At 67.5% G+C, this 13,363-nt stretch carries 12 protein-coding genes; 5 read left to right on the top strand and 7 right to left on the bottom strand.

Features of this window, described 5'->3' with window-relative positions:
- Positions 1 to 129 precede the first annotated feature (129 nt).
- Positions 130 to 1,095 (top strand): 4-hydroxy-3-methylbut-2-enyl diphosphate reductase, encoded by a 966-nt coding sequence (gene ispH, locus AC3WT0_RS09130; protein ID WP_492753318.1) that lies wholly within the window; start codon positions 130 to 132, stop codon positions 1,093 to 1,095.
- Positions 1,096 to 1,117: 22 nt separating this feature from the next.
- Positions 1,118 to 2,263 (top strand): adenosyl-hopene transferase HpnH, encoded by a 1,146-nt coding sequence (gene hpnH, locus AC3WT0_RS09135; protein WP_492753202.1) that lies wholly within the window; start codon positions 1,118 to 1,120, stop codon positions 2,261 to 2,263.
- On the opposite strand, the gene AC3WT0_RS09140 is transcribed toward hpnH, so the two are convergent.
- From AC3WT0_RS09140 to hpnA, 7 genes are read right to left on the bottom strand one after another with little or no spacing between them, the layout of a single operon-like run.
- Positions 2,183 to 2,848, bottom strand: a complete 666-nt coding sequence (locus AC3WT0_RS09140; protein WP_492753203.1) for a phosphorylase family protein — start codon at positions 2,846 to 2,848, stop codon at positions 2,183 to 2,185. The genes hpnH and AC3WT0_RS09140 overlap by 81 nt on opposite strands.
- The gene (shc, locus tag AC3WT0_RS09145; RefSeq protein WP_492753204.1) at positions 2,845 to 4,785 is read right to left on the bottom strand and encodes a squalene--hopene cyclase; all 1,941 of its coding nucleotides are present in this window, start codon (positions 4,783 to 4,785) and stop codon (positions 2,845 to 2,847) included. Before shc ends, AC3WT0_RS09140 begins: the two co-directional genes overlap by 4 nt.
- Positions 4,786 to 4,793: 8 nt before the next feature.
- Complete coding sequence (gene hpnE, locus AC3WT0_RS09150; protein ID WP_492753205.1) at positions 4,794 to 6,050, bottom strand: hydroxysqualene dehydroxylase HpnE; 1,257 nt, start codon at positions 6,048 to 6,050, stop codon at positions 4,794 to 4,796.
- Positions 6,047 to 6,868 (bottom strand): presqualene diphosphate synthase HpnD, encoded by an 822-nt coding sequence (hpnD, locus tag AC3WT0_RS09155; protein WP_492753206.1) that lies wholly within the window; start codon positions 6,866 to 6,868, stop codon positions 6,047 to 6,049. The genes hpnE and hpnD overlap by 4 nt, the downstream gene beginning before the upstream one ends.
- On the bottom strand, positions 6,865 to 7,686 hold the full coding sequence (gene hpnC, locus AC3WT0_RS09160; protein WP_492753319.1) for a squalene synthase HpnC: 822 nt from the start codon (positions 7,684 to 7,686) through the stop codon (positions 6,865 to 6,867). The genes hpnD and hpnC overlap by 4 nt, the downstream gene beginning before the upstream one ends.
- Positions 7,686 to 8,816 carry a glycosyltransferase gene (locus tag AC3WT0_RS09165; RefSeq protein WP_492753207.1) on the bottom strand — a complete coding sequence of 377 codons (1,131 nt, stop codon included), beginning with the start codon at positions 8,814 to 8,816 and terminating at the stop codon, positions 7,686 to 7,688. The genes hpnC and AC3WT0_RS09165 overlap by 1 nt, the downstream gene beginning before the upstream one ends.
- The gene (gene hpnA, locus AC3WT0_RS09170) at positions 8,813 to 9,805 is read right to left on the bottom strand and encodes a hopanoid-associated sugar epimerase (protein ID WP_492753208.1); all 993 of its coding nucleotides are present in this window, start codon (positions 9,803 to 9,805) and stop codon (positions 8,813 to 8,815) included. Before hpnA ends, AC3WT0_RS09165 begins: the two co-directional genes overlap by 4 nt.
- 83 nt (positions 9,806 to 9,888) lie before the next feature.
- On the opposite strand from hpnA, the gene hpnI reads away from it, so the two are divergent.
- Genes hpnI through hpnK form a run of 3 tightly spaced genes read left to right on the top strand, consistent with a single transcriptional unit; the run spans position 9,889 to position 13,359 of the window.
- Positions 9,889 to 11,040: a bacteriohopanetetrol glucosamine biosynthesis glycosyltransferase HpnI gene (gene hpnI / locus AC3WT0_RS09175; RefSeq protein ID WP_492753209.1), complete on the top strand. Its 1,152-nt coding sequence runs from the start codon at positions 9,889 to 9,891 to the stop codon at positions 11,038 to 11,040.
- Positions 11,037 to 12,482, top strand: coding sequence for a hopanoid biosynthesis associated radical SAM protein HpnJ (gene hpnJ, locus AC3WT0_RS09180; protein ID WP_492753210.1), 1,446 nt, complete (start codon positions 11,037 to 11,039; stop codon positions 12,480 to 12,482). The genes hpnI and hpnJ overlap by 4 nt, the downstream gene beginning before the upstream one ends.
- Before the next feature lie 46 nt (positions 12,483 to 12,528).
- Positions 12,529 to 13,359, top strand: a complete 831-nt coding sequence (gene hpnK, locus AC3WT0_RS09185) for a hopanoid biosynthesis-associated protein HpnK (protein WP_492753211.1) — start codon at positions 12,529 to 12,531, stop codon at positions 13,357 to 13,359.
- The last annotated feature ends 4 nt before the right edge of the window (positions 13,360 to 13,363 follow it).

Consider the following 13,363-nt stretch of genomic DNA (forward strand, 5'->3'; position numbering starts at 1 on the left):
ATCCCGGCGGCCCCATACGATCGCACTAATTGCGGCAGCGCAATATTTTGGGCTTCCGTAGCAAGGTGCCAGCCACTATCTCTCGCTCGATGGGACGGGGATTTCGACAAACGGAACCGCATGACTGATATGCTCACCGACCCGCAGCGCCCGCTTTCCATCCTGCTCGCCAATCCGCGCGGGTTCTGCGCGGGCGTCATCCGCGCGATCGAGGTGGTGGAACGTGCGCTCGATCGCTACGGCGCGCCCGTCTATGTGCGGCACGAGATCGTCCACAATCGCCACGTCGTCGATCGGCTGCGCAGCAAGGGCGCGATCTTCGTCGAGGAACTGGACGAGATTCCGGCCGATATGCCGACCGTGTTCAGCGCGCACGGCGTCGCCCGCTCGGTCGAGGCGGAGGCTGCGGCGCGCAGCCTGCCGGTGCTCGACGCCACCTGCCCGCTCGTCACCAAGGTGCACAATCAGGGGCGCCGCTATGCGCGCGCGGGCCGCACGCTGATCCTCATCGGCCATGCCGGCCATGCCGAGGTGATCGGCACGATGGGACAGATCGATGCCCCCATCCATCTCGTCTCGACTCCGGAGGACGTGGCCACGCTGGCGATCGATCCGGCTACGCCCGTCGCCTATATCACCCAGACGACGCTGAGCGTCGACGACACGCGCGGCGTGATTGCGGCGCTTGAAGAACGCTTTGCCGATGTCGTCGGCCCCGATGTCGCCGACATCTGCTATGCGACGCAGAACCGCCAAACGGCGGTGCGCGACCTCGCCCGGCGCAGCGACCTGCTGATCGTGGTCGGCGCGCAGAACAGCTCCAATTCCAGCCGCCTGCGCGAGATCGGCGACGAGATGGGCGTGCCCAGCTATCTGGTCGACGATGGCGACGGCGTCGATCCGGCATGGCTTGCCGGTGTGGAAACGGTCGGCATCACGGCCGGCGCATCGGCGCCGGACGTGCTCGTCGACAGCGTGATCGAGGCGATCCGCCGTGTCCGCCCGGTCACGGTCGGCCAGCTTGAGGGTGTCGAGGAAAAGGTTCAATTTGCCCTCCCGGCGATATTGCGGCAGTCAGCGGCGGCGGCCGAATAGGCGCAGAGTAGGATATTACCGGATGAGTCTTCCCCTTTCGCAGGTCGCGCGCATCGGCGCCTACACGCTGAAGCAGCACATCAAAGGCGGCAAATATCCCCTCGTGCTGATGCTCGAGCCGCTGCTTCGCTGCAATCTTGCCTGCCCCGGCTGTGGCAAGATCGATTATCCCGATGCGATCCTCAACCAGCGGATGAGCTTCGAGCAGTGCATGGAGGCGATCGACGAGTGCGGTGCGCCCGCCGTCTCGATCGCGGGCGGCGAGCCCCTGCTGCACCGCGACATGGCACGCATCGTCGAAGGCTATATCGCCCGGAAGAAGTTCGTCATCCTGTGCACCAACGCGCTGCTGCTGAAGAAGAAGATCGACGAATATCGTCCTTCGCCCTTTTTCACCTGGTCGATCCACCTCGATGGCGATCGCGAGATGCACGATCATGCGGTGGACCAGAAGGGCACCTATGACGTGGCGGTCGAGGCGATCAAGCTCGCCAAGTCCAGGGGATTCCGCGTGCAGGTCAACTGCACGGTGTTCGACGGCGCCGATCCGGCGCGGCTCGCGGCCTATTTCGACGAGATGGAGGCGCTGGGCGTCGAGATCACCATTTCGCCGGGCTATGCCTATGAGCGCGCCGCCGATCAGGAGCATTTCTTCAACCGCGAGCGCACGCGCAAATTCTTCCGCGACGTGTTCAGCCGCGGCAATGGCGGCAAGGCGTGGACCTTCACCAACTCGCCCTTGTTCCTCGATTTCCTCGCCGGCAACCAGACCTATGAATGCACGCCCTGGTCGATGCCGCTGCGCACCGTCTTCGGCTGGCAGAAGCCCTGCTATCTGCTCGGCGAAGGCTATGTGAAGACCTTCGCGGAACTGATGGAAGGCACCGATTGGGACAAATACGGCGTCGGCAAATATGAGAAGTGCGCCGACTGCATGGTCCATTGCGGCTTCGAGGGCACGGCGGCGACGGACTCGATCCGCCACCCGCTCAAGCTGATGAAGATCTCGCGCAAGGGCGTGCGGACCGATGGCCCGCTGGCGCCCGATATCGATCTCTCGGCGCAGCGTCCCGCCGAGGACGTCTATTCATCGCACGTCGAGCGTGAACTGGCGAAGATCAAGGCCGAGAATCCCAACGCGTCCAAGCGTGTCGTAAAGGCCGCCTAATATCCTGAACGCGCGCCCGGCGTCGCGACCCGTGCGGATCAGCGCGGGCAATTGACCGGGCGCGCGGGCAAGCGACGCAAGCACTGCGCCCAGCGCCATTCCGCCATCGGGCTTCATACCCACGCGCGCAGCCGGGGGGAGCTCGTCGCCTGCGCCGTCCGAAATCACGCGGATCACGCCGAAAGGCAGGCCCAGCTTCCGCGCCACACGCTCGGCGACATGGCTTTCCATGTCGATCGCGGCGGCGCCCGTCATGCGGTGGAGCAACTGCTTCTCGGCGACCGTGGCCGCCATCGCTTCATGCCCCAGCACGCGGCCGACGACGGCCTCGGGCAGGGCGGCGCCCAGCTTCTCGACGAACGAGGCGTCGCCGCCCACCACCACGGCGCCGGGTTTCAACGCGGGATCGAGCGCGCCGGCGAGTCCGCTCGATACGATGGCGCCGGGGAAGAGGCGCGCCAGCTTCTCCAGTTCGCGTTCGAGCCGCGCATCGTTGCCGCCGCCCGCCACCGCGAACAGGTCGCGTCCCTGCTGGGTTATCAGGCGCGCCTCGCGCTTCAGGCCGCAGGCGACGATGAACGTCACATGCCGAACGCCGTGCGGCGCGTGTTGGATCGCTTGAGATTGCGATAGCGCGCCATCGCCCACAGCGGGAAATATTTGGGATAACCGTGATAACGCAGGTAGAAAACGCGCGGAAAACCGCCGCCGGTATAATATTCCTGCCCCCACAGCCCATCGGCCTGCTGGTTCGCCGCCAGCCAGTCGATCCCGCGCTTCACCGCTTCGCTGTCGACTTCACCCGCCGCCATCAGCCCGAGCAGAGCCCAGGCGGTCTGCGATGCCGTCGAAGGCGCGGGAAGGTGCCCGGTGCGGTCGAGCGCATAGCTTTCGCAATCCTCGCCCCAGCCGCCATCGGGGTTCTGGATCGTCTTCAGCCAGTCGACCGCGCGCCCGACCATCGGATCGTCGCCGTCCAGCCCCGCCGCGCCGAGCGCGCAGAGCACCGACCAGGTGCCGTAGATATAGTTCACGCCCCAGCGACCGAACCAGCTTCCTTCGGGTTCCTGCTCGCGCCGCAGATATTCGATCGCGGCGGCCATGCGCGGGCTGGTGTCGCGCCGCTCGCCAAGCTGGGCGAGCATCGAGACGCAACGCGCGGACACGTCTGCGGTCGGCGGATCGAGCAGCGCGCCATGATCGGCGAAGGGCAGGTTGTTCAGATAGTCGTAGCTGTTGTCGGCATCGAACGCACCCCAGCCGCCATTTCGGGACTGGAGCCCGACCGTCCATTCGACGCCGCGGTCGATGGGCATGCGATCGGCGATCTGGGCGCGGTCCATCGCCATCACCACCACGGCGGTGTCGTCGAGATCGGGGTAATGCGCGTTGTTATACTGGAAGGCCCAGCCGCCGGGGCGGACGCCGGGGCGCTCCTCGGCCCAGTCGCCCGCGACATCGAGCACCTGAAGCGGTTTCAGCCAGTGGAGCCCGGCCTTCGCACGCGCCTCGTTGGCTTCGCCGCCGGCCTCGAGCATGGCGTGCGCGGCAAGCGCAGTATCCCAGACCGGGGAGACGCAGGGCTGGCAATAGGCTTCGTCCTCACCGATGACGAGCAGATTTTCGACCGACTGGCGGGCGATCGCGCGGTGGGGATGATCCTCGGCATAGCCCAGCAGATCGAACATCATCACGCTGTTGGCCATGGCGGGATAGATGGCGCCGAGCCCGTCCTCGCCGTTCAGCCGCTCGATCACCCAGGTCTCGCAGGCCTTTATCGCGCGGGCGCGCAGGCGCTTCGGCCACAGCGCGTCGCCGGCCTTCAGCAGCTTGTCGAGCGTATTGAAGCCCAACGTCCACAGCCATTTGGGATCGGCGGCCTTGGTGCCCGCGCGCACCGCCTTGCCGGTATAAAGCTCGTCGACCTTCACGCCCTTCGCATTGCGGGCAAGCGGCCGCGCCGCGCACAGCACGAGCAGCGGCACCACGACCGTGCGCGCCCAATAGCTCATCTTGGAAAGATGGATGGGGAAGCTGCGCGGCAGCAGGATCAGCTCGGGCGGCATCGTCGGCACGGTCGACCATGGACCCGCGCCGAACAGTGCAAGCTGGATGCGCGTGAAGACGTTGACCGCCGCAGCGCCGCCCGCCGCGAGCACGGCGTCACGCGCGCGGACCATGTGCGGCGCCTGCGGATCGTCGCCGATCATCTTCAGCGCATAATAGGCCTTCACCGTGGCGCTCACATCGAAGGCGCCGCCGTGGAACAGCCCCCAGCCATGATGATCGGCCGACTGGATGCGGCGGAGATAGCGCCCGATCTTGGCCTCGATCACCTCGTCCACCGGCTCGCCAAGATAATGGCGCAGCAGCACATATTCGGCGGGGATGGTGGCGTCGGCTTCCAGCTCGAACACCCAGTGGCCGTCGGGGCGCTGCGCGGCGGTCAGCGCGGAGGCCGCGCGATCGACGGCCTCGTCGACGGCATCCAGCGTGTCGGTCGTTTCGATGAGCGTTGCCATGCCGCCAATTAACCCCTTGAGGCCGCGATTACCAACCCTGCCGCCGTCTCGCCCGATCGGATCGCGCCTTCGATCGTCGCGGGCAGCCCGGTATCGGTCCAGTCGCCCGCGAGGAACAGGTTGCGCCAGCGCGTCCGCGCCGCCGGGCGCTTGGGTTCCTGATCGGGCGTGGCGGCGAAGGTCGCGCGCTTTTCCTTGACGATCTGCCAGGCAGGCATCGGTGCATCGATGCCATAGGCCGCGCAGATATCGGCCCAGAAGCGCCGCGCCAGCGCCTCGCGATCCGCATCGACGATCGCCTCCGCCGCGCTGACCGTGACGGATATGCGATCGGGAAAGGCGAAGACCCATTCGGCGGTCCCGCCGATCACCCCGAGCATGGCGGGCGCGCCCGCAGGCGCGGGCACCGCGAAATGGCCGTTGACGATCGCGTGATACTGGTCAGGCGCCGGGACTTCGGGGATCAGCGCGCTGGCGACCCAGGGCGGCACGGCAAGGATCACGGCCTCGTCCCCGGCGACCGGCTGCCGGCCATCGCTCCAGACCAGAGCGGTCACCAAATCACCCTCGATCTCGACGGCGCGAAGCCGGCGCCCAAGCGCGACCGGTGCGCCGCGCGCGGCCAGCCAGCCCGTCGCCGGATCGACGAAGGCGGCGGCAAGGCTCGGCTCGGCGATGCGCGGCAGCATCGCGCGGCCGCCCCGGCCCAGCGTCTCGCGCAGCACATTGGCGGTGAGCGCCGCCGATCCCGTGTCGGGCGGGGTGTTGAGCACAGCGAGCAGCACCGGCCCCAGCAACCGATCCCACAACGGCCCTCGCGTCGCGATGCGATCGCCGACGCGCGCGCCGCCGTCCCTGGCCAGAAGCGGCGCGAGCGCCAGATAATCGCGCAGCCGCGTCCCCGGCACGCGGCGCGAAGGCAGCGCCACCCACCAGGGCAGGCGGCCGCCGTTCATCCGCACCGTCCAGCGCTCGCCGGTGCCGAGATCGGCGAAGGCGAAATCGGCCTGCGCGGGGCCGGCCAGCGGCGCTTCCGCACCCACCGCCTTGCGAAAGCGCGCAACGCCGTCATTGCCGGCGAGGACAAGATGGTTGCCATTGTCGATAGTCAGGCCGAGCTGCTGGTCATGATAGGATCGGCACCGCCCGCCCGCCTGCGCCGCCGAATCCGAGATGGCGACGGCGATCCCGGCCTCCGACAGCCGCACGGCGGCCGACAGGCCGGCGAGCCCCGCGCCGGCGATCGTCGCGCGTGCAAAGCTCATCGCGTCACCAGCAGCCGGGCGACCGTCCACAGCAGCGCGATCTTGTTGGTCTTCACGCGCTGGCGCGGGGGCGCCCAGCCGGTCTTTTCCATCCGCGCGAGCAGCCTTGCATAGGCCGCCTCCATCAGGCGCGGCGCGATCAGATGGCCCTGGGGCCGTGCCTTCAGGATCGCGTGCGCGGCGCGATAATGATCGTGCGCCGCCGCCGCGATCGGGCGGACGGCCGTGTCGACACGCGGATCGGCGGCGACCTGCGCCGGCGTTTCGGGCACGATGCCTGCTGCCGACAGGCGCTCGATCGGCAGATAGACGCGGCCGATCGCCGCATCCTCGTCGATGTCGCGCAATATGTTGGTGAGCTGGAGCGCGCGGCCGAGATGATGGGCGAGGGCAAGCCCGGGCTCCCGCTCCATCCCGAACACGCGCACCGAAAGCCGCCCGACGGCGGAAGCCACGCGATCGCAGTAAAGATCGAGCTCGGCCTCGCTGGGCCAGCAAATGTCGCGCTCGACGTCCATCGCCATGCCGTCGATCACCGCCTCGAAATCCTCGCGCGCGAGGCCGAAGCGCGAGACCGCCTCGGCGAGCGGCGCTGCTTGCCCGGGATCGCGCCCGGCATAGAGCGCATCGAGATCGGCGCGCCACTGGTCGAGCGCGACGCGGCGTGCCGGGCGGTCGCCCTGCTGGTCGTCGGCGATATCGTCGACCACGCGGCAGAAATCATAGATGGCGAACATCGCCTCGCGCTCGGCACGGGGCAGGACGCGCATCCCAGAGTAGAAGGAACTGCGCGAGGCGGCGGGGGGGGACTGGCTCATGCCGCGCGCCGGAGAAGGGCCGGGATCGCCGCGCCGGCAGCGAGGAACAGCGCCTCGACCTTGCCATGATGCACGCGCTCGCTCAGCGGGTCGCGCGTTGCGAGACGGTGGCAAAGACTGATAGCAAGCCGCTGGATCACGGCTACTTCTGCAGCAAGGCGGCGATCACGGATCATCGCGGAAAAGCCTGCCGATTGGTCGAGCAGGTCGCGCGTCTTCTGTGCAAGCGCGACGATGATCGCACGCAATGCGGGGCTGGCGCGATCGTCGCGCAGCTGATCGACGACAAGGCCGGTGTCGAGCGGGATATAGACGCGGTCGAGCGTCCGATAATCCTTCGCGCAATCCTGCAGATGGTTGATCACCTGCAATGCGGCGCACAGCGCGTCATTGGCCGGCCAGGTGTCGCGGCTCTCGCCATGCACGTCGAGCACGAAGCGGCCGACCGGCACCGCCGACAGCCGGCAATAGCCGATCAGATCGTCCCAATCGGCATAGCGCGTCACCGTCACGTCGCGGACGAAGGCATCGAGCAGTTCGTGCGCGTGGACGGGATCGATCCCGCGCGCGGCCATGGCGTCGCGCAGCGCCATCGCCTCGGGCGCGCCCGCGCCGTCGAGCCCGGCGCGCATATGCGCAAGCTCGGCCAGCTTCAGGTCGGCGGTCGCCTCGGGATGGTCGGCAATGTCGTCCGCCGCGCGCGCGAAGCGGTAGAAGGCCATGATCGGCGGGCGATATTCGGCGCGCAGCAACAGGCTGGCGACGGGAAAATTCTCGTCCTCATGCCCTTTTCCGGAAGCGAGTTCGGCTGCCTGCATCATTTTCCCGCCGCCGCCTGTGCGCGGCCTTTCCACATTCCCCCGCGTCCGCGCGCATGCTGCCACGCGGAAAGCAGGGTGCAGCCAGCGTAAAAGGCGGCGATCACGGGCAATGCAACCCCCCACAAGGCTGATTGACGGTAGAAGCGCAGCATCGGCTGGAAGCTGATCGCCATCAATGCCCATGTGGCGAGGCCGAGCAGACGGGGCATTCCCTCAGCGAAAATGGCGAGCAGGGGCGGGGCCGCATAGACCAGCGCCATGCCGATCACCGTGCCGGCAAGCAGCAGCGGCGAATAACGGAGCTGCGCATAGGCCGATCGCGAGATCATCGCGGCGACCGAGGCGAGATCCTCATAGGGCCGGATGCTGACCGAGCGATCGGTGAGCCCCAGCCAGACCGGCCCCTGCCGCTTGAGCAGCGCGCCCAGCGTGCAATCGTCGATCAGCGCATCCCGGATCGCGGCGATCCCGCCCGCCCGCTCCAGCGCCTCGCGGCGCACCAGCATGCAGCCGCCCGCCGCGCCGCCAAGCCCACGAGGCCTGTTCACGAGGCCGAAGGGGTAAAGCATCTGGAAGAAGAAGACGAAGGCGGGGATCAGCATCCGCTCGGCAAAGGTCGCGCAGTTGAGCCTGGCCATCAGGCTGACGAGCGCGAGCCTGCCCGCTTCGCCGCGCGCGACGAGGCTGCGCAGCGTATCGGGCGCATGCGCGATGTCGGCATCGGTCAGCCACAGATAGGTCGGCCTGTCACCCGCCAGCGCGACGCCCTGCGACACCGCCCACAGCTTGCCTGTCCAGCCGGGCGCGAGCGGCTGGCCGGTGACGACCTCGACGCGCGACGAGCCGAGCGCACGCGCGCGATCGCCGGTGCCGTCACTGCTCGAATCGTCGATCAGCAGGATGTGGAAGTCGCCGGGATAGTCCTGCGCGGCGAGGCTGCCGATCGATCGTTCGATGACGTCGGCCTCATCGCGCGCGGGCACGACGGCGATCACCGAAGGCCATTGTGCGGGGAGAGGGGGCAGATCGCGCGTATCGCGCTCGCGCGCCAGCCAGAAGCCGTGGCGCGCAAGGATCAGCACCAGCCAGATCGCCAGCGCGATCGCCCCAACGACCGTCCAGATCATCCGATCATGCCCGCCTTGCGGAACCAGTCGACCGCATCGACCAGCGCCTCGCGATAGGGCCGCGCGCGATAGCCGAGTTCCGCCTCGGCCCTGGCCGACGAGAAAAACATGCGGTGCTGCGACATCTTCAGCGAATCGAGCGTCAGGAACGGATCCTTGCCGGTGACGCGCGCAATCTGCTCATTGATCCACGCCAGCGGGACCAGAGGCGCGCGCGGCAGGCCGACGCGCGGCGGCTTGCGTCCGACGATCGCCGCGATCTCGCCGAGCAGGTCGCCCAGCATCACATCCTGCCCGCCCAATATGTAGCGCTCGCCGATGCGCCCCTTCTCGAAGGCGAGCAGGTGGCCGGCCGCGACATCGTCGACATGGACGAGGTTGAGCCCCGAATCGAGATAGGCAGGCATCCGCCCATTCGCCGCCTCGACGACGATCCGGCCGGTGGGCGTGGGCTTCACGTCGCGCGGGCCGATGGGGGTGGAGGGCTGGACGATGACGGCGGGCAGGCCTTCGTCGCGCACCATCGCCTCGACGAGGCGTTCGGCGACGACCTTGCTGCGCTTGTAGGCGCCGACGGCTTCCTCGGGCCGCGCGGCGGCGCGCTCGTCGCTCGGCGCGTCGTCGCCGGGCTTCAGCGTCGCGACGCTCGACGTATAGACGATGCGCTTCACCCCGGCGTCGAGCGCGGCGCGCATCACCGTCTCCGTACTCACCCGGTTGTTGCGCACGATCTCCTCGGGATCGGGCGCCCACAGCCGGTAGTCGGCGGCGACATGGAAGAGATGATCGACGCCCTGCATCGCGGCGCGCATGCTCGCGGCTTCGCGCGCGTCGCCTTCGACGAGTTCGCCGGGAAAGTCCGTCAGGTTGGCGCGCGGGCTGGACGCGCGCACCAGTCCGCGCACCTGCCGGCCCGATGCGGCAAGCACGCGCGCGACGGCCGAGCCGACAAAACCGGACACGCCGGTGACGAGAATGGTTTCGGCCATGCGTGAATCAGCCGTGGGTATGAATTTTCCGCAGCACGGCATGACCCTACACAGGCGGCATGGCTGCGGATAGACCGATCGATATGGCTATGACGATTCTCGGCGAGGCGCTGGCGCTGCTAGCGCTGCTTGGCGCGGCCTATATGCTCGTCGTGGCCTTCGTCCTTGCGCGCTATTTCCGGGCCGCCGGGGAAGCGCCGACGGGGAGCGAACCCGTCACGCTGCTGAAGCCGCTTCACGGCGCCGAGCCCGATCTCGCGGCCAATCTCGCGACTTTCCTTGCCCAGCGTCATGACGGCGCGGTGCAGATGATCTGTGGCGTCCAGCGCCCCGGCGATCCCGCCGGCGCGGTGGTGGAGGCGCTCAAGGCGGCGCATCCCGGCGCGGACATCGTGCTCGTCCGCGACGCGTCGGTCCATGGCGCGAACGGCAAGGTTTCCAACCTCGTCACCATGAGCCGCGCCGTCGCGCATGACGTAGTGATCCTCAGCGATAGCGATATCGCGGTCGCACCCGATTATCTGGCGCGCGTGCTTGCCGCCTTGAATCATGACGGCGTCGGCGCGGTCACCTGCCTCTATCGCGGGCGCGGCGATGCGGGTTTCTGGTCGCATGTCGCGGCCGCCGGGCTGAGCTGGCAATTCCTGCCCGGCGCGGTGTTCGGCGTCGCGCTGGGCATCGCGCAGCCCTGCATGGGATCGACGATCGCGCTGCGCCGCGAGACGCTCGACCGCATCGGCGGTTTCGCTCGCTTTGCCGATATTTTGGCCGACGATCATGCGATCGGCGTCGCGGTGCGCGAACTGGGCCTGAAGGTCGTGGTCCCCCCGATGCTCGTCACCCATGCCTCGACCGAGGCGAGCCTCGGCGCGCTCTGGCGGCACGAACTGCGCTGGGGCGCGACGGTGCGCGAACTGGTGCCGGGCGCGACATATGCCGCGTCGATCATCGCCTATCCGCTGCCGATCGCGCTGCTCGCGCTGCCCTTCGCGTCCGTCGCGGGGCTTGTCGCGACGGCAGCGGCGCTGGCCTCGCGGCTTGCGGTCGCGCTGGTTGCGGACCGGATCGGGGGTAGCCGAACCGCCTCGCTCCTGCTGCTGCCGTTGCGCGATGGCATCAGTTTCGCGATCTTCATCGCCTCTTTCTTCGCGCGATCGGTTGATTGGCGCGGCGCGAGGCTTACAATGTCAGGTAATGGCCGCGTTCTGGCCGAGACGGAGATTCCCCACTCATGATGCGCAGCTTGTTCCTTCAGGCCCCCTCGTTCGACGGCTATGACGGAGGCGCCGGCGCGCGCTACCAGATGAAGCGCGAGGTCAAGAGCTTCTGGTATCCCACCTGGCTCGCCCAGCCCGCCGCGATGATCGAGGGGTCGCGCCTGATCGACGCACCCGCGCACGACCAGAGCTGGGAAGACATCGCGCATGAGGTGGACGGCAAGGAACTGATCGTCCTGCACACCTCGACGCCCAGCTTCGGGCAGGACATCCGCACCGCCGCGCTGATCAAGCAGCGCAACCCCAAGGCGCTGGTCGGCTTCGTCGGCGCCAAGGTCGCGGTCGAGCCGGACAAGAGCCTTGCAGCCAGCCCCGACATCGATTTCGTCGCGCGCGAGGAATATGATTTCACGCTGCTGGAGATTGCGGAGGGCAAGCCGCTCGCCGATGTCGACGGCATCACGTGGCGCGCGCCCGGCGGCGAGTTCATCCGCAACAAGGATCGTGCGATCATCGAGGACATGGACGTGCTGCCCATGGTCTCGCCCGTCTATAAGCGCGACCTGACGATCGAGAAATATTTCGGCGGCTATCTGCGCCACCCCTATGTCAGCTTCTACACGGGCCGCGGCTGCAAGAGCCGTTGCACCTTCTGCCTGTGGCCGCAGACCATCAGCGGTCACAACTATCGCTTCCGCTCGATCCCCAAGGTGATCGAGGAAGTCGAATATATCCTGAAGGAAATCCCCGAGACCAAGGAGATCTTCTTCGACGACGATACGCTGACCGACAATCATGAGCGCGTCGAGGAACTGGCGATCGCGCTGGGCAAGCTGGGCTTCGGCAAGCCGGGCTTCCCCGTTTCGTGGAGCTGTAACGCCAAGGCAAATGTGCCCCGCAAGACTCTGGAAGTGTTGAAGGCCAATGGCTTGCGCCTGCTGCTCGTCGGTTATGAGAGCGGCAACCAGAAGATCCTGCACAACATCAAGAAGGGGCTGCGCGTCGATGTCGCGCGCCAGTTCACCAAGGATTGCCACGAGCTCGGCATCGTCATCCACGGCACCTTCATCCTGGGTCTTCCGGGCGAGACGCTCGAGACGATCGAGGAAACGATCAAATATGCGATCGAGATCAACCCGCACACCATCCAGGTGTCGCTCGCCGCGCCTTATCCGGGGACCTTCCTCTACAATCAGGCGGTCGAGAATGGCTGGTTCGACGGCACCGATCATCTGCTGACCGATGGTGGCACCCAGATCGCGCAGCTCAGCTACCCGCATCTGTCGTCCGAAGTGATCTTCGACAAGGTGGAAGAGTTCTACAAGCGCTTCTACTTCCGCCCGCGCAAGATCGGCTCGATCGTGGGCGAGATGGTGCGCGACTGGGATATGATGAAGCGCCGCCTGCGCGAAGGCGTCGAATTCTTCTCCTTCCTCCGTCATCGCAAGGAAGCGGCGTGACCGATCTCCCTCTCCCCGGCGGAGAGGGGGCCGGGGAACGCGGCGCATGAAGCGCCTGATCGTCACCGCCGACGATTTCGGGGCTTCGTTGCAGGTCAACGAAGCCGTCGAGCGCGCGCATCGCGACGGCATCCTGACCGCCGCCAGCCTGATGGTCGCGGGCGCGGGCGCGGCCGATGCCGTCGATCGTGCGCGTAGCCTGCCCCGGCTGGGCGTCGGGCTGCATGTCGTGCTGGTCGAGGGGCGGCCGATGCTGCCGCCCGAATGCGTGCCCGCGCTCGTCGATGCGGACGGTAATTTCCGGACGGACATGATCCGCGCCGGCATCGCCATTTTTGCGTCTCCGGCCGCGCGCCGCCAGCTTTCCGCCGAGATCGAGGCGCAGTTCGCCGCCTTCGCCGCGACCGGGCTGCCGCTCGACCATGTCAACGCGCACAAGCATTTCCATCTCCACCCGACGATCGCCTCGACGATCCTCAAGATCGGCCGGCGTCACGGGATGAAATCGGTACGCGCGCCGATCGAGCCCAAGGCGCCATTGCAGGCGATCGACGGCACCGTTTCCGGCCCGGGGATCGAGACGCGCTGGGCGAAGCTCGTTCGTCGCAGGATGCGCGGGGCGGGGATGACGGTGCCCGATGCGGTGTTCGGTCTTGCCTGGTCGGGCGCGATGACGACGCCGCGCGTGCGCGGGTTGATCGCGCATCTGCCTGACGGGCTGACCGAGCTTTACACGCATCCTGCGACCGCCGCCTATCCGGGTTCCGCGCCCGGCTATGACTATGAAGGCGAGCTCGCCGCGCTCACCGACGAGGTTGCGAAGGAACTGATTCGGCGCGAGAGCGTCACGCTCGGCCGGTTCGCCGATTTCGTGTAGGATA

The sequence above is a fragment of the Sphingomonas sp. EU05-FHT14C10 genome, assembly GCF_058790595.1.